Raw genomic sequence first — 15,540 nt, forward strand, 5'->3', positions numbered from 1 at the left:
AGAAGGGCGCCTGCGGGCGCCTTTTTTCATCTGTACAGCCTACGGCGATCGGCATCCGGAGCGATTGCCTGAACCCGATCCCGAGATTTTGGAGTCCGTCATGAGTGCTTTTCACGACCTTACCCTGGACGCCCTCGACGGCAATGAATTGCCCCTGGCCGGCCTTAAGGGCCGCGTCGTGCTGGTGGTGAACGTGGCTTCCAAGTGCGGCTTGACGCCTCAGTACGCAGCGCTGGAAAACCTGTATCAGCAATACCGCGAGCAAGGCTTCAGTGTGCTGGGCGTGCCCTGCAATCAGTTTGCCGGGCAGGAGCCGGGCACCGGGGAAGATATTCAGGCGTTCTGCAGCCTGAACTACGGGGTGACTTTCCCGATGAGCAGCAAGCTTGACGTCAATGGCCCGGAACGTCACCAGCTCTATCGCTTGCTGGCAGGCGAAGGCGCCGAGTTCCCGGGCGAGATCACCTGGAACTTCGAAAAATTCCTGATGGGCAAGGACGGTCGGGTGTTGGCGCGGTTTTCCCCGCGTACGCCACCGGATGACCCCACGGTTATTCAGGCGATTGAAAAAGCGCTGGCTTAAGGCTTTTTCACCGCGACGGGAACCGGCACCGCCTGGGTGCCGGTCTGGCCGTGACACGCGCTGTACAGCAACCCCTCAAACTGCCTGATGATGGCGGGCCAGCCCTGACGGCTGGCATGCTGGCGCGCATTCAGGCGCACCGTACGCAGGGTTTCCGGGTTTTCCAGCAGCCAGCACGCGGCTTGCGTCCACGCATGTTCATCCCCGGTCATGGCCAGCACGCCGTTATAGCCCTGGCGGATGTGCAAGCCCGCAGCGGCTTCGTCATACGCCACCACGCCCAGCCCCGATGCCAGGGCTTCGAGTACGACGTTGCCAAAGGTTTCGGTCATGCTCGGAAACAAAAACACATCCCCACTGGCGTAATGTTCGGCCAGCGCCTCCCCGCACTGCATGCCACAAAAGATCGCTTCGGGCAGCGACGCTTCGAGGTGAGCCCGTTTGGGGCCGTCTCCGACGATGATCAATTTGAAACGTCGCGAAGGGTATTGCGCTTCCAATGCCTGCAAACCCCGCTTGAGCGCGCCGAGATTCTTTTCTGGGGCCAGCCGTCCCACGTGCAGCAACGCGATGTCGTCCTCACGCAGCCCCCAGCTTTGACGCAAGGCCTGTTGGCGCCTGGACGGGTTGAAGCGTCGGCTGTCGACCCCCCGGCTGAGCAGGTGCAGACGCTCAAAGTGCCTGCGCTCCAGCTCAAGACGCTGGCTGGTGCTGGGCACCAGCGTCAGCGCACAACGGTTATGAAACCAGCGTAAATAGTGGGTCAGGGCGCGCGTGATGAAACCCCAGCCGTACGGATGGGTGTACTGCTGGAAGTTGGTGTGAAAACCGCTGACCACGGCAATTCCCAAACGCCTGGCTACCCGCAACGCACACAGGCCCAACGGCCCTTCCGTGGCGATGTACACCACGTCCGGCCGCTGTAGCTGCCAGCGTTTGCTCAAGCGCCGGGCAGAGGTCATGCCCCATTGCAAGCCGGAGTAGCGAGGGATTGGCCAACCGCGGCATAGCATCACGTGCTCATTGCTGCGCTGCGTGCCATCCACGTGTTGCCGCGGGCGTATCAGCTCCACGTGGTGATTCAGCGCGCGTAATCCTTCATATAGATGGCCAAGGGTATGGGCCACGCCGTTGATTTCGGGTGGGAAGGTTTCAGTGATGAGGGCGATGCGAAGGGCAGTGGTCATGACTCCAGTGTCGGGCGGAGCCATGACGTCGATGTTTCACGGTGATGATGGATTTATGAATCTGTCAGCGGCTCTGGAGCGCATCTTCCCCGCGTTCACGCACCCAGAACAGCGTGGCGCCGGCCACGGCGGCGGGCATCATCAGCAGGTTGACCACCGGGATAAGCAACACCAGGTAAACAATCCCGCCAAAACTCATGCTCTGCCAGCGCTTTTCACGCAGCCAGGCGAGCATCTCGTTCCAGCCCAGCTTGTGGTTGTCCGCCGGGTAGTCGATGTATTGGATGGCCATCATCCAGATCCCGAATACCAACCACAGGGGCGCGGCGATCAAGTTCAACACCGGGATAAACGACAGGACCATCAACGCCAGGGCGCGAGGCAGGAAATACCCCAATTTGCGCATTTCACGGGCCAGCGTACGCGGCACCATGGCGATCAATTCGCCCCAACTGAAGGCGGGAAAATCATCGCTGCCGCGCACCACGACTTCGACTTTTTCAGACAAAAAACCATTGAACGGGGCGGCAATAATGTTGGCCAGCAGGGTGAAAGTAAAAAACACCATCAGCGCCACCAGCACCACGAACAACGGCCAGAGCACGTAATTGAGAAAACTCAGCCAGTCGGGCAGCGAGGGCATCAACGTATCGACCCAGAGGCTGAATTGATGGCCGGCAAAATAGATCAGGCCGACGAACAGCAGCAGGTTGATCAGCAGGGGCAATAGCACAAACACGCGCAGGCCAGGGCTAAGTACCAGCTTGAGGCCTTCGCGCAAGTACTGCGGGCCAGAAAGAACAGGGGCGGGCATAGTGGGCTCCGGGCAGTGGGAAACCGGGCGACCTTAGCGGCTTTATAGACGCCGCGAAAGCCTTGGTTCGGGATCGACAATAACTGTTACAAAGGCGCCTTGAGGACGCCGGTGATCTCATTGAGACCTGCTATGAGCTGGATTGTTAAACCGTATTTCCTTAATCTCTGCCACCTCGATACGCTGCACCCACAATTTTTCAGGATCGACGCGTTTCAGGTCTAGCCTGTACACCTTCGCGATCCCTTTTTATTCCAGCCGTTCTAGCGGCGTTCCGACCCGGTGTGATGCGGGCGGTCATAGGAGTGAGTCATGTCTGAAGTACGTCATTCGCGAGTGATTATTCTGGGTTCCGGCCCTGCCGGTTACAGCGCTGCTGTCTATGCGGCCCGCGCCAACCTCAAGCCACTGCTGATCACGGGCATGCAGGCGGGCGGTCAATTGACCACGACCACCGAAGTCGACAACTGGCCGGGTGATGTTCACGGCCTGACCGGCCCGGCTCTGATGGAGCGTATGCGCGAACACGCCGAGCGTTTCGAAACCGAGATCGTGTTCGACCACATCAACGAAGTGGACCTCAAGAACAAACCGTTCACCCTCAAAGGCGACAGCGGCACGTTCACCTGTGACGCCCTGATCATCGCCACCGGCGCCAGCGCCCGTTATCTGGGCCTGCCGTCTGAAGAAGCATTCATGGGCAAAGGCGTTTCGGCGTGTGCGACCTGCGATGGTTTCTTCTACCGCAACAAGCCGGTCGCCGTGGTGGGCGGTGGTAACACCGCTGTGGAAGAAGCACTGTACCTGGCCAATATCGCCAGCAAGGTGACACTGATCCACCGTCGTGAAACCTTCCGCGCCGAGAAGATCCTGATCGACAAGCTCAACGCCCGTGTGGCCGAAGGCAAGATCGAACTCAAACTGAACGCGACCCTGGACGAAGTACTGGGCGACAACATGGGTGTGACCGGCGCGCGCCTGAAAAACAACGATGGCAGCTTTGATGAAATCAAGGTCGACGGCGTGTTCATCGCCATTGGCCACACCCCGAACACCGCGTTGTTCGAAGGTCAGCTGGCACTCAAGGATGGCTACATGGTTGTGCAGGGCGGCCGCGAAGGCAACGCCACCGCGACCAGCATCGAAGGTGTGTTTGCGGCCGGCGACGTCGCGGACCACGTGTACCGCCAGGCCATCACATCGGCCGGTGCGGGCTGCATGGCAGCACTGGACACCGAGCGCTACCTGGACGGCCTGCAGAACGCCGAGTTCTGATAGCCGTCTGAACGAAAGGGGGCAGTGGGGCTTTAACCCCCCCGCTGCCCGGTTTACCTCAATGCCCGCCTCTCACGATGTGGGCATTTTTGGTTGTACACGTTAAGACCAATCGTTCATGTGTTGTCCGACGCCTGCCGCTCAGCGCGATACACGTGCGCGAAAATCTCGGTGATGTCATGCCGCGGGTATTGCTTTCTCAGGGTGCGCACCTTGGCGCTGAGCCGCACCAAGGTGTTGCTGGGCTTGGCTCGTTGCTCCACTGGCAGGGGTTGCGACCAGTCGATCAGGGCCTGAGGCAGGGCGCGGCGGCCGTTTTTGTCGATGCGCTTGATTTCCCACTCGACCAGGCGATTGGGCAGGGTCCAGAAGGTCATGACGTGGTAGACGTACCAGAAAAATGCGTACACCCAGCCCACTTCTTTCTCACGCAAACGCCGGTGCAGGCCGGCCCGGGCATTGCGGAAAGTGTGCAGCCCTTCATGGGGTGGATCGTTTGGGCCTTGCAGCCCCAGCGGGTCTTGCATGGCCTTGAGGTCATCCAGTTCGTATGCCATATAAGCGCGAACGGCCTCCCAATGGGCGATGCCCAGTTGCGACCCGGCACACTGGAATTCCAGAGTGACCCATTCACCCTCATGTTCAAAACCCATGCCCATGCCGTACTGGCGAGTGGCGCCGTATTGCGTGGCGCTATGGGACTGAATCACCCATGCGCAGAGTGATTCCCAAGGCACAAATAAAGGCTCGGTAGCTCCGTCGGGCATGAAACAGACTTCGCGCCGTTGCCGGTTGAAGCGGGTGGGGATGATTTCGGTGAAGAGCTTGTGGGCCTTGAGCCAGACGAAAAGGCACATGGCACTTGTGAAAAGCCACATCATTACGGCAATGGGCCAGCAAGCGAAGAAAACGTCCTCAGTAAACTCTCTGACCAGCTCAGGAGAATAGTCGAGCAGTGCTGCCGCAAAGCCGCTAATCATCGGGAAACCAAAAGCGATAATACAGGCACACGTAAATGGTGCTCCCAATGACATCTGGTACGAGAACACTTGCGGGTTACCGCCCCCAAAGTCTAAATACACATCGTTGATGTCGCTGATATATGGGCAATACGGATGGGCATCTGTAGGAAGAGGTAACGGTGCCAGGTATGTCTTACGACCCGTCAGGAAAGGTTCGACATCACCTGCCCGGCGTAACGCTTCAGGCACAGAGCTCAAATGCGATCTGTTTGGGTATTCACGCATCAGGGATTTCCTTTAATGCCAAAACGTCGACAGCCAACAAGGTCAGCGCAGGGGAGGGTAACGGGTGGGCGGCTGAAGGATACTGGCCTTCCTCAAAGGGGTTAAAGTGGATAAGGTGCGAGCGCACGACCGGTTGGCCCTGTTCATCCGCAGACATCAGCTGAAGTTCAAGTAACAGTTCTTCATGCAACTTGCCGTTAATGCGTTCAGGGTGATTCGGATAACTCAGGTTTAACCTCAGCCCCGGCGTATTAGGTGCGCCCGTTTCCACACGAAAAAGCCCGGCCTGTACCGGTTCACTGAGTTCTTGCGCGTACTTTCTGGGGCGTCTGCCCCCGTCCAATACCGTGATAAAACGCCGGGCCCCAACCTTTAACCCATGAGGGGGCTGCCCGCCTAATGGCGCTTGAAAGTCTTGCAGGTTTAAACCCGGCAGATTGATGGTGATCTCCCCGACTTGAGTGGCCGGGAACCAGCCTGCCAAATACGAGCGTTCCGGGCGGCGCTTGACCTGAACGAAGGGGGCTTGCAGCAACGCTTGAAGGTGACTTTGAAAGCCGGCGAGGCTGAGGTTTTTTTGTTTGTCTGTTTCCAGCCCCCACGGTGTGCTTTGTAGCCACTGGTCGTGAGCGCTGGTGTTGTAGTGGTTGTACATCCAAGTTCCTGCAAGTTCGAGCAGGGTGAATAGTCCTCCTACAAGACTGAAGCGGAGAAACACCAGGGAAAGACGAGCGCCTGAAATTATCCAGGCAGTGTTTCTGGCTGGGCCTTTAGCTGCACTAAATACCTGAGCTACTGAGCTAATACTGTTAAATAGACCATATGCATTGCTGGCGCCTAAACCGCTGGCACTGATCAGCTGTAATACTGCACCGTTTTGAGTACCTCGATTGCCGCTTCGTACAGCTTCTACCCAATTGCCGTGGTAAGTACTGGAGCTAATTAATGCTGAGTATAAGCCAAAAGCATACGTCCCAACTCCCAATCCAACATGCAACTTCCCCAGAGTGACTTGTAAACTACTTGGAGAGGTCATTCTTAAACTGGCTTTCAAATTTTCAATCTGAGCATTCAATGCTGTATCAAAAGCGCCTTGAGCAGCAGCAAAACCACTTGCACCGGTCGCTGCCAGAGAGCTTATAAGTGGCATAAACTTACGATCTTTCCGAGCAACACCCATTACCTCTTTAGTCACCTGAAGAAAGTTCACCAACTGCGCGAAAAACAACAACAGCGCTGCCCCGTCCCCCAGCACATTCATCACCGGCGCACGGTGAACGCCTTCTTTAAAGTTGCTCATTAAACTTGCGACTTGGCGATGGCCTTCCGGGGCGAAAATGACGGTCATGCCTGCACGCCCGGGTGCCGATCCGAAGAGCCTGACATGTTCGTCGGGCAGTTCCGGGATGGGGCTGATGCTGGCGGCCAGTCGGGCCTCTCCTTGGGTCAGTTGCCCGCGCAGGGTGTTGATTTCGTGCAGTAGCTGTTGGGATTTGAGCGAGCGATGGCCGTCAACGCGGTTGACCTGCTGACGCTTATGCTTGAGTTTCAACAGCCTTTCGCGCTGGTCCAGCACCTCTTTCAGGGTTTCGCGCAGGCTGTCCAGCTCGGCCGGGGTGGCAAAGTGAAAGGTTGCGCCTTCCGTTTTGGCCGCCTGCAAAATGCGCAGGGTCAATGCCTGGGGCAGGTCTCGAAACAATTGGTCGAGGTCCGGCATGGTGTTGCCTTTGACAATGCCGTCAAAACTGGTAACCAGGGATTCCAGCCCGCGGTTCAGGGCCGGGCTCCAGGCGTGTTGTGCGGCATGGGCCACGTTGCGCGTGCTTTCTGGTAGCTCGTCCAGCGCTGGCAGGCGACCGCGTTCCAGGGTGTCCAGACGCGCCAGTTGCTCGGGCAAGTTGTTGTACACGGCCAAGCTGCTGGCAAGTAAAAAGGCGTACTGAACCCACAACGCCGTTTGTTCGCTAATGGGCAGGGTGTAGTACAACGTGAGAACGAATTGCGGGTTGCCTTCGAGGTAGGCCAGCAATTGGTCGCACGCTTCATCGCTGCGGCAAATATCTTTCAGGCAGGCGTATTCAAGTGAGAACGCGTGATCCACTTGCCCTGCCTGTTGGGCATCGAAGTACCAGGCAGCGTTGTGAAAGGCGCCGCGGGCTATCAGAGCAACCCGGTCAGCGGTGATGCTGTCCAGCACACGGTTCCAGCGCTCAAGCCCGTCACGATGTGCCTGCAGCTCGCGATCCATGGCGGGGCGGTCGATGAGTTCGTTCACGCCTCGCTGGCCGAACCGTGCGCCAAACAGGATGTCTTGGGTATCACGGCTGCGTTGTTTACCCAGGGTTATCAACGCGTCGAAATGGGCCTCGACAAACGCAGCAGGTGCTACGCGAAAATGCGCTCGCGTGTAATAACAGCGGTCGATATCTTCAACGGCTCGCACCGCGAGCAATTGTAGGTCTGGCACATACGCTTGATACAGCGCTGCCTCCATCTCAGCCTCACGCCTCAGGGCTTCAAGGTCTGCTGGAATCGATGTGTTGGGGGGCGGCGTCATCAGTCCGCCTCGATTGAGGTACTCGTGTATCGCTTTGCCCGTCACCGCGCGCTCAGGCTCAGGCAGTTTTTTGAAGTCTTCCAGCAGTGCCTGGATGGCCGGGTCATCGAGGGTGGCCGCGAATGTTTGCCAGTCCGATTCGGCCAACCAGGTGAGGGACTCGATGTAACACCCCAACAGGTAATTCCGCTCGTTGTGACCCTTTTGCGCTCCACCGTTGGCCCAGTCAGTGACCCAGCCTACGACTTCATCCTGATAATTGGCCAAGTCACGTAAAACGCCCAGGGTGTCATCCAGCACTAAATAGAGAATGTCATGGTGGTACTCCGGCGCCACGCTGCTGGCCAGGGTGCCCATGGATATCTGTTGGAAGCGTCGGGGCTGTTCCCACAGATAAGGCTGGCGCTCGTGTTCAGGGGTTTTGGCCAACTGGCGCTGGCGTTCGGCAAAAGCCGCGTGTTCGGCCAACCTCGCGGTCTGGTCAAGGTGCTGCTGGTGATAGTCCACATATTCAGTGGCCACTTCGGCCAGCCATTGCTCGGCCATTTGCGGGGTGAGCAAGTGCGTACCGCCCGTTTGGCAGTTCGTCAGGCCGGGATGCACCGCTTGCATAAAATGAGTGCGTTCTTCGGCCGAGTTGAGCACTTGCTGGCATTTTCTGGCCGTCCACTGCGTCTCGGCATACGTGACATACAAGGAGCTGTGCCTGGACACAATCAAGTGAGGCGGGCCGATTGACGTCTGCCGCTCGTCTTCTGTGACGGTTGTGCTTTTTAGCAGCAACTGCGTGAGCAGGCCGTCAAGCAACCGGTATTCGGATAATTCGCCTGTGGCACTGTCGATCACATACAGCCAGCCGTCACGGGGCAAACGTATCCCGAGCGGGCGGCTGCTCAGGCGGTACGGCATGGACAGGGCATTGGCCGGGTCCAGCGCCGGGTTGTCTACCAAACCGTAGCGCAGTGGCACCAGTTGCAGGGTGGGCTTGCTAAGCGGACATACGCCGAGCGCGACCTTGGCGTCCAGTCGGCTTCGGTTGATGTTGTTGGGGTTTCGGCGAGGGATGCTATTGGCCATGTCTGAGGCTCCCGCAGGTGTGACGCCCGCGACGGTTAAAAGTCAGCACCACTCAAGACTTATGCCAGCCTCCCTGCCGCCCTTGTAAACCGGCACTTTGCGCCGCAAGCCCGGTGGATCCCGGTGTTGTATGTCCGTCAATGTGCGCAAGTTGTTGCCCGATACGCCAGAAGGCGTTGTCTGCGCGGGCTGTAGCCTTGAGGTGGGGGCTTATCCGAAAGTCGCTGCGCAGCTTTCTGCGCAAATTGGCCTGTTTTGCCAAAACAGCGCTGGCACGCCGTTTTCTGTCCCTGCGCCGAGCGGTAAACACCCTCATCGGTGCCAGCGAACTTTGGGTGTATCATGTCGCGCAAACGCCCCAGCCGTGACGAATCCTGCCGATGCCCGATGTAACCAGCCCTGTTTTTCCTTCCGAACTGATTGCCCGGTTTGCGGCCGTGCAGCAGCATTTTCGTCAGGTCATCGTGCCGTTGTGGCAAGGTCCCGGCTGGAATGCCGAACTGGCGTTGCCCTATGAAGCGTTGAGCGCCGACCATCAACCCCTGGCCCCTCAGCGTTATCGCGCCATGGCCTGCGCCCGTCAGTTGTATGTCTTCGCCAGCCTGATCGGTGACCCGGCCTTCCCGGGCGCGGCCGAGCGGGCAGCGGCGCTGTTTCGCTCGATGCAGCAACACTTTCATGACGCCGAGCACGGGGGCTGGTTCTACAGCATCGACCCGCACGGCGCGCCGCAGGATCAGCGCAAAGACCTCTACACCCATGCGTTCATCATTTTTGCCTGTGCTCATTACTGGGGCAAGGTGCGTGAACCGCTGGTTGAATCGGTGCTCAATGCCGCGCTACAGGTCGTGGCCGAGCGGTTCAGCGATGGCGAGGGGTTGTATGAAGCCAGCCTGGACCGGGACTGGTCGCCGCTGGGCAGCGGGCCGCTGCAAAATCCGTTGATGCACCTGGCTGAGGGGTTTCTGGCCACGCTTTCGGTGCGTGACGATGTGCCCACCCGCCGTGCATTGCTGGCGCTGGCCGAGGGCATGCAAACACGTTTTATCGCCCCCGAGCATGGCGTGATGCTGGAAAAACCCCGTGGCGCGGCAGACAACTGGTTCGAGCCTGGGCATCAATTCGAATGGTATTTCCTGCTGCACTCGTCGACGTTGCTGCGCACCACGGCGCTGCACGGCTCGCTGGATCGCGCGTTCAGTTATGCCGAACAGGTCGGGGTGGATGCGCAGACAGGCGCGGTGTGCGGCATGTTGGGCAGTGATGGCCAATTGCGAGATGGTACTCAGCGAATCTGGGCACAGGCCGAGTATGTGCGGGCGCTGACATTGCGCAAGAATTGCCTTGAGCGTCTGCCACGCCAGTTGCAGGCGTTGCAGCAGCATTTCTTGCACCACGGGGGCTGGTACGAGTGCCTGGATCCGCAAGGGCATGTCAGCCGCGCCGACATGCCATCAACAACGCCCTATCACCTGGCCACGTGTTACAGCGGCCTGGCGCAGTACTTCGCGTCAGTCGGCCCGATTTAAGCCTTGCGCGTCAGTGGCCGGGCGGTGAATTTCACCCCGGCCAGACCGTGAGCGATCAGCGCGCGAATGTTGCCGTGATCGCTGCCCTCGGGGGTCGCCAGGACTGAGCGGTAATGTTCGCCAAACGCCAGCAAAGTATCCTGATCGCTCAACCCTTCGAGCAACGCCAGCCCCACTGTTTTGCACGAACCCTCGTTTTGCTTGGCCGCGTTTTCCACGTCGCCGTTGGTGAATGCCTGCGGCTGGTAATCGTAGTGCTCGACGATGAACGCCAGGGTATCGGCAAAAACGTGTTCGCCGCTGTTCAGGCTGGCGCGCAGGGTGTTCAGGTCAGTCATGCTTTTTTCCTTGGGCAAACGCCGCCGCCTGTTCGGCAGAGGCTTCTTTCTGGTACTGGGCTTTCCACTCGGCGTAGGGCATGCCGTAAACCACTTCACGGGCGTCATCGAGGCTCAGCTCGATCTGGCGCTCATCGGCCGCGGCCTTGTACCACTTGGACAGGCAATTGCGGCAAAACCCCGAAAGGTTCATCAGGTCAATGTTTTGCACGTCCTTGCGGCTGTCGAGGTGGGCGACGAGGCGGCGAAAGGCAGCGGCTTCGAGTTCAAGGCGTTGCTGGTCAGTCATGTTGTGCTCCGGGCGTAAGGGCAGGCCAGCTTAGCGGCTGGCGGCCAGGGTGATCGATACCGATTCGGCAAAACGCAGGGCGTGCGGTTTGTCGACTTCGACCTCGGCATACAACACCGCCGTATTGGCCATCACCAGATCCAGTAATTCCTGGGTCAGCCGCTCCAGCAGGGCGAAGCGGTTTTCTTCAACGTGGGCAATCACCGCCTTGGTGATGGTGCGGTAGTTGAGCGCGTGATCGATGTCGTTATCGCGCACGGCTTCTTGCGCCGCGTACAGGATGGTGAGGTTGATCAACACATCCTGTTTGTTGCGGATTTCGTCTTCATTGATCCCGATGAAGGTGCGCAGGCACAGGTCTTTGACGCGAATACGGGCCATTCCTGGCTGAAGTTGTGGCATTACGGCTTGCTCCGTCCAATCAGTTGCAAGAACTCCATGCGGGTGCTCGGTTCACGAAACGCGCCGAGCATTACCGACGTGTTCATGGTGGAATTCTGTTTTTCGACGCCGCGCATCATCATGCACATGTGCTTGGCTTCAATGACCACCGCCACGCCCGCTGCCTGGGTGATGCTTTGAATGGCATCGGCGATTTCCCGCGTCAGGTTTTCCTGAATCTGCAGGCGCCTGGCGAACATGTCGACGATGCGGGCGACTTTCGACAGGCCGAGCACCTTGCCGGTCGGGATATACGCCACGTGGGCCTTGCCGATGAAGGGCAGCAAGTGGTGTTCACACAACGAGTACAGCTCGATGTCGGCGACAATCACCATCTCATCGCTGTCCGAGGCGAAAAGGGCACCGTTGACGATGTCCTCAAGGCTCTGGCCATAGCCGTGACACAGGTATTGCATCGCCTTGGCGGCGCGTTTCGGGGTGTCGAGCAAGCCTTCGCGGTCAGGGTTTTCACCGAGACCCACCAGGATCTCGCGGTAATGCTCAGGCAACGATGTGCTCATGAAAATACTTCCTCGCGGACGGCTTATTTAAGATGCCGACCGCCGTTAACGGTCAGGGTGGTGCCGGTGACGTAGGGGTTGTCCAGCAGATAACGCAGGCTGTGGTAGATGACCTGCGGGCCGGGTTCTATGCCCAGCGCAGATTTGGCCAGCGCCTTGGTACGGTATGCCGCGTCGTCGTCCGGGTTGAACATCAACAGCGCCGGTGCGATGCCGTTGACTTTGATGCGTGGCGCCAGTTTAGCCGCGAATGACAAGGTCAGGCTGTCGAGACCGGCTTTGGTCGCGCAATAGGCAATGTGCTTGCTGCTGCCCTTGCGCGTGACATCGTCGCTGATATGCACGATGTCCGCCGGGTTAGAGCGCTCCAGCAGTTCACTGCAATGCAGGTTGATCAGGTAGGGCGCAAGCATATGGACGCTGAACATCTGCGTGAAATCACTGGTTTGTGTGTCAGTTTTTTCGGGAAGCCAGGCCGAAGCGTTATGCACGATGGCACGCAGGGTGTCGGTGTGCTGTTTGAGTTGTTCGATAAACCCGAGGATGCCGTGCTCGGTCGAAAAATCCGCCTGAAGTGCCGTTGCCCCCAGATCCCTTAGCGTCTGCACGCCGGGTTTTTCAGTGCGGTAGCTGAAGATGACGTCGTAACCGTCGGCCAATAATTGCTGCGCGCAGTGCAGGCCAATGCGCTGGCCAGCGCCCGTGATCAAAATGGGGGCAGAGTGAGAAGGCATGGCAGGCTCGGGTCAGAAAAACAGGAGAGTGCAGCGGCGTAATGGCAAAACTATACCAGCGTCCACTGGACCACGGCCATGCCCGGGCGGACTCTCCTGTTTTGAGGGGGCGACTCAGCGGCTCTGCGGGGCGGCGGTGCGCAGGCTTTTCTCAGGCGTGCTGTGCAGCCAGCCCGCCAGCAGGTGGGTCGACAGCGGAATAAACCAATACACCATCAACGGCGTCAGGGCCAACGTGCTGACCAACACGCGAGTCACCAGCCCCAGCTCGCCCAGCCACGGGCTCAGCACAACGTTGAACAGCAGCGATACCGGGAAAAAGGCGAGCCATATGGCGATTGCTTGCTTCCAGCGGGGCGGACGTTGCCCGGCTGCGCCAAACCAGCCATCGATGCCTTTGACGCGGTGCTCGTGGGGATGGGCAAACAGATCGCTGCCGCGCAGCAACCAGGATTTGCGCGAAACAGAATGTTCCCACGCGTTTAGGGTTGCTTCGTCGACAAAGCGGAAAATGATTTGGAATTCGTCGTCGCCGGGCGGCGGGGCCAGTACGCCCGACCCCAGATAGCCGGGGAAGTCCGTGGCCAATTGTTCGCCTTCGTGTAGCCAGACGATCAGTTCCTGATAACGCCCTTGGGCGACACGGCGTGCAACCATCAAGGTGACTGGGGAGGTAGACATTGTGTATCTCCATCAAACGGATGCGGCCCGGGTAGGGCAGGCATTAAGGGCAGCGCCGGGATGGTGGGCTGCAAGGCCATCAAGCAAGGATTGTTCCAAAATCCGGGTCACACGCCATTTTGAACAGCCGTGAATGCGCGTTAGACTCGCTTCTTTACCGTGAACGTGGCCCATTCCATGCCCGTGATTATTGATCGTGCGCCTGCAGTCTTGCCTGCGGCCGAGCCAGACATCGAAGGTCTTTACCCGATCCGCGAGGTCGCCCGCCTGACCGGCATTAACCCGGTCACGTTGCGTGCCTGGGAGCGACGTTATGGCTTGATCGAGCCAAAACGCACCGAAAGTGGGCATCGGCTGTATTCCATGACCGATATTGAGACAGTGCGTCAGGTTCAAGGCTGGATTGAACGGGGCGTTTCTGTCAGCAAAGTGGGTGAGTTGCTGGCCCGCCGGGCCGAGCTTGACCGCCCTGAGTCCACCCCGCAGGCGGATGAATACGCGCAGTGGCAATCACGCATCAGTGAGGCGCTCAATGCCTTTGATGAGCGCGAGTTAGAGCGGCTCTACGGGCAGATTTTTTCCAGCTATCCGCCGCAGATTGTGTTCAACGATGTGTTTATGCCGCTTTGGCAGCTTTTGTTGCGTCAGCAAGACGAGTTTGGTCGTACCAGCGAGTGGCTATTGCTCGACAGTTTCCTGCGCGGCCGTGTGCTGCAACGCCTGAACATGCAAGGCGCAACCGAGCATGCGCAGTGTGTCGTGCTGGTGGGTTTGCCAGAGCTGTGCCATGAGCTGCAATTACTGGTGACAGGCTTGTTGCTGGCGCGCAATGACCGGGCGATCCGCGTGTTGGCTGTCGGGCAGCCGCTGAATGAACTGTCGTTGATTTGCGAAAAGGTCAATCCCCAGGCCCTGGTCCTGTTGGGTACACGTGCACTGAGCCCTTCGCGGATCGAGCGTTTATTGCGTCTGGTACACGGCGTGAGTTGCGCGGTGTGGCTGGCGGGCGAAGCGTGCGAGTTGGCACACGACCATTTGCTGGACTCATCCATCGGTTGTCTGGGGTGTGAACCCGGCGTGATGAGTCAACGACTGGATGCGTATCTCAAGGGTGCCTGAGGCTAGGCATGCAAGGCGGGGTGGGCGAGACGATGCTGTTGCAGGATGAACTGGCGCAGGCGTTCTGTTTCACCTGCATCGCGCTGGCTTAGACGGTAAGCGTATTGCCCCAGCTCGGTCTTGCGCTCCAGCGTGCCGCGCACGGCAATGCGCTCATAGCCGGTGGGGCTGAACCATTGGCAAAACTGGCGCGGCGGGCGACTGTCATTGCGCACATCAATCAGCATGCCCTTGAACGACACCTCACTGACCCACAGTTGGCCACTGCGCCCGCGAATATTCTCCAATGCAACCGGTTCAGCGAGCGTGAAACGCCACGGGCGAATCAGCGGCCCCTCTTCAAAAATGCTCGGCGCCCCCAATTGCAAGTGCTGCGCATGGAATTCATCTTCAACCAGACGCAGCGGGAAACTCATTTGCTGGTTGGCGATTTGAGCCTGGAGCGTCACTTGCTCATGGGCGGCCAGGCGCGTGAGCAGATCGCGAATTTGTGCCACACCGTTGAGCGTCAGGCTCGACGACGCATCCCGCTGATTGAGCAGCGGGTTTTGATGCATGGTCTGAATGAAATCCAACTCGTCCTGAGTCAGAAGGGCATCGTGTGACATGGTGAAACTCAGAAGCGGGTCAATAAAAAGTCGTAACTGTTTACAACAGACCATCGATTCTACATTTTGTTGAGGCCGCTCGTCGCCTTGAGGGTTTGCAGTTCCTGCCGGACCGCCGCTAACTCGACTTCCAGTTGCGCTACACGCTGCTCAGCTTTCACTTGTTGAGAGACATCCTTCTGCACACCAATGAAATACGTCAGCTGATCGCTTTCGTTGAAAACCGGGGTGATCGACAGCTCGTTCCAGAAGTGCGTGCCATCTTTGCGGTAATTGCGCAGCCGCTGACGGACCGGCTCGCCACGGGCCATGGCATCGCGGATCACTTGCAGCGCGACCTGGTCCCGATCACCGGCCTGCAAAAACCGGCAATCCTGGTACAAAACCTCGTCACTGCTGTACCCCGTGAGTGTTTCAAAGGCTTTGTTCGCGTAAATCAGGATGGTGTCGTCCCCCTCAAGCTCGGCTACCACAATGCCGTCTTGGGACGCGTCAACCATGCGTTGCAGCAAACGTGCGTTGATCATCAAGCCGCTCTTC

16 protein-coding genes are annotated in these 15,540 nt (G+C 58.6%); 4 read left to right on the plus strand and 12 right to left on the minus strand.

The genetic code is table 11. The annotated features are described in order from the left end of the window. Positions 1 to 100 precede the first annotated feature (100 nt). Positions 101 to 583, plus strand: a complete 483-nt coding sequence (locus TU74_RS06090) for a glutathione peroxidase (protein ID WP_047273387.1) — start codon at positions 101 to 103, stop codon at positions 581 to 583. Here TU74_RS06090 and TU74_RS06095 read toward each other — a convergent pair. Both TU74_RS06095 and cysZ read right to left on the minus strand, forming a co-directional pair. Next, positions 580 to 1,794 carry a glycosyltransferase family 4 protein gene (locus tag TU74_RS06095; RefSeq protein WP_082149834.1) on the minus strand — a complete coding sequence of 405 codons (1,215 nt, stop codon included), beginning with the start codon at positions 1,792 to 1,794 and terminating at the stop codon, positions 580 to 582. The two genes, TU74_RS06090 and TU74_RS06095, sit on opposite strands and share 4 nt — an antisense overlap. A gap of 40 nt (positions 1,795 to 1,834) precedes the next feature. Then, positions 1,835 to 2,584: a sulfate transporter CysZ gene (gene cysZ, locus TU74_RS06100; protein WP_047273389.1), complete on the minus strand. Its 750-nt coding sequence runs from the start codon at positions 2,582 to 2,584 to the stop codon at positions 1,835 to 1,837. Between the two features lie 312 nt (positions 2,585 to 2,896). On the opposite strand from cysZ, the gene trxB reads away from it, so the two are divergent. Beyond that, positions 2,897 to 3,859, plus strand: a complete 963-nt coding sequence (gene trxB / locus TU74_RS06105; RefSeq protein WP_047273390.1) for a thioredoxin-disulfide reductase — start codon at positions 2,897 to 2,899, stop codon at positions 3,857 to 3,859. Positions 3,860 to 3,975: 116 nt separating this feature from the next. On the opposite strand, the gene TU74_RS06110 is transcribed toward trxB, so the two are convergent. Beyond that, positions 3,976 to 4,716, minus strand: coding sequence for a hypothetical protein (locus TU74_RS06110; RefSeq protein ID WP_241485544.1), 741 nt, complete (start codon positions 4,714 to 4,716; stop codon positions 3,976 to 3,978). A gap of 382 nt (positions 4,717 to 5,098) precedes the next feature. Beyond that, positions 5,099 to 8,740, minus strand: coding sequence for a toxin VasX (locus TU74_RS06115; RefSeq protein ID WP_048375582.1), 3,642 nt, complete (start codon positions 8,738 to 8,740; stop codon positions 5,099 to 5,101). Positions 8,741 to 9,120: 380 nt separating this feature from the next. Between TU74_RS06115 and TU74_RS06120 the strand changes: the two genes are divergently transcribed. Then, positions 9,121 to 10,269, plus strand: coding sequence for an AGE family epimerase/isomerase (locus tag TU74_RS06120; protein WP_048375584.1), 1,149 nt, complete (start codon positions 9,121 to 9,123; stop codon positions 10,267 to 10,269). Here TU74_RS06120 and TU74_RS06125 read toward each other — a convergent pair. The 6 genes from TU74_RS06125 to TU74_RS06150 form a co-directional block, all read right to left on the minus strand. After that, complete coding sequence (locus TU74_RS06125; RefSeq protein ID WP_048375585.1) at positions 10,266 to 10,607, minus strand: HopJ type III effector protein; 342 nt, start codon at positions 10,605 to 10,607, stop codon at positions 10,266 to 10,268. The genes TU74_RS06120 and TU74_RS06125 overlap by 4 nt on opposite strands. Continuing rightward, a complete protein-coding gene (locus TU74_RS06130; RefSeq protein WP_047273395.1) occupies positions 10,600 to 10,896 on the minus strand; it encodes a DUF1244 domain-containing protein in 297 nt (98 codons plus the stop codon). The genes TU74_RS06125 and TU74_RS06130 overlap by 8 nt, the downstream gene beginning before the upstream one ends. A gap of 30 nt (positions 10,897 to 10,926) precedes the next feature. Next, complete coding sequence (folX, locus tag TU74_RS06135; RefSeq protein WP_047273396.1) at positions 10,927 to 11,298, minus strand: dihydroneopterin triphosphate 2'-epimerase; 372 nt, start codon at positions 11,296 to 11,298, stop codon at positions 10,927 to 10,929. After that, positions 11,298 to 11,858: a GTP cyclohydrolase I FolE gene (folE, locus tag TU74_RS06140; protein ID WP_047273397.1), complete on the minus strand. Its 561-nt coding sequence runs from the start codon at positions 11,856 to 11,858 to the stop codon at positions 11,298 to 11,300. The genes folX and folE overlap by 1 nt, the downstream gene beginning before the upstream one ends. A gap of 23 nt (positions 11,859 to 11,881) precedes the next feature. Then, positions 11,882 to 12,592, minus strand: coding sequence for a dihydromonapterin reductase (folM, locus tag TU74_RS06145; protein ID WP_047273398.1), 711 nt, complete (start codon positions 12,590 to 12,592; stop codon positions 11,882 to 11,884). Between the two features lie 114 nt (positions 12,593 to 12,706). Continuing rightward, positions 12,707 to 13,273: a putative antibiotic biosynthesis monooxygenase gene (locus TU74_RS06150; RefSeq protein ID WP_048375588.1), complete on the minus strand. Its 567-nt coding sequence runs from the start codon at positions 13,271 to 13,273 to the stop codon at positions 12,707 to 12,709. A 177-nt stretch (positions 13,274 to 13,450) separates the two neighbouring features. On the opposite strand from TU74_RS06150, the gene TU74_RS06155 reads away from it, so the two are divergent. Beyond that, positions 13,451 to 14,392 (plus strand): MerR family transcriptional regulator, encoded by a 942-nt coding sequence (locus TU74_RS06155; protein WP_048375652.1) that lies wholly within the window; start codon positions 13,451 to 13,453, stop codon positions 14,390 to 14,392. Between the two features lie 2 nt (positions 14,393 to 14,394). On the opposite strand, the gene TU74_RS06160 is transcribed toward TU74_RS06155, so the two are convergent. Both TU74_RS06160 and TU74_RS06165 read right to left on the minus strand, forming a co-directional pair. Further along, a complete protein-coding gene (locus tag TU74_RS06160) occupies positions 14,395 to 15,000 on the minus strand; it encodes a hypothetical protein (RefSeq protein WP_047273401.1) in 606 nt (201 codons plus the stop codon). A gap of 59 nt (positions 15,001 to 15,059) precedes the next feature. After that, complete coding sequence (locus tag TU74_RS06165) at positions 15,060 to 15,527, minus strand: PAS domain-containing protein (RefSeq protein WP_047273402.1); 468 nt, start codon at positions 15,525 to 15,527, stop codon at positions 15,060 to 15,062. Between the last annotated feature and the right edge of the window lie 13 nt (positions 15,528 to 15,540).

The organism is Pseudomonas lundensis (assembly GCF_001042985.1).
Taxonomy (GTDB): domain Bacteria; phylum Pseudomonadota; class Gammaproteobacteria; order Pseudomonadales; family Pseudomonadaceae; genus Aquipseudomonas; species Aquipseudomonas lundensis.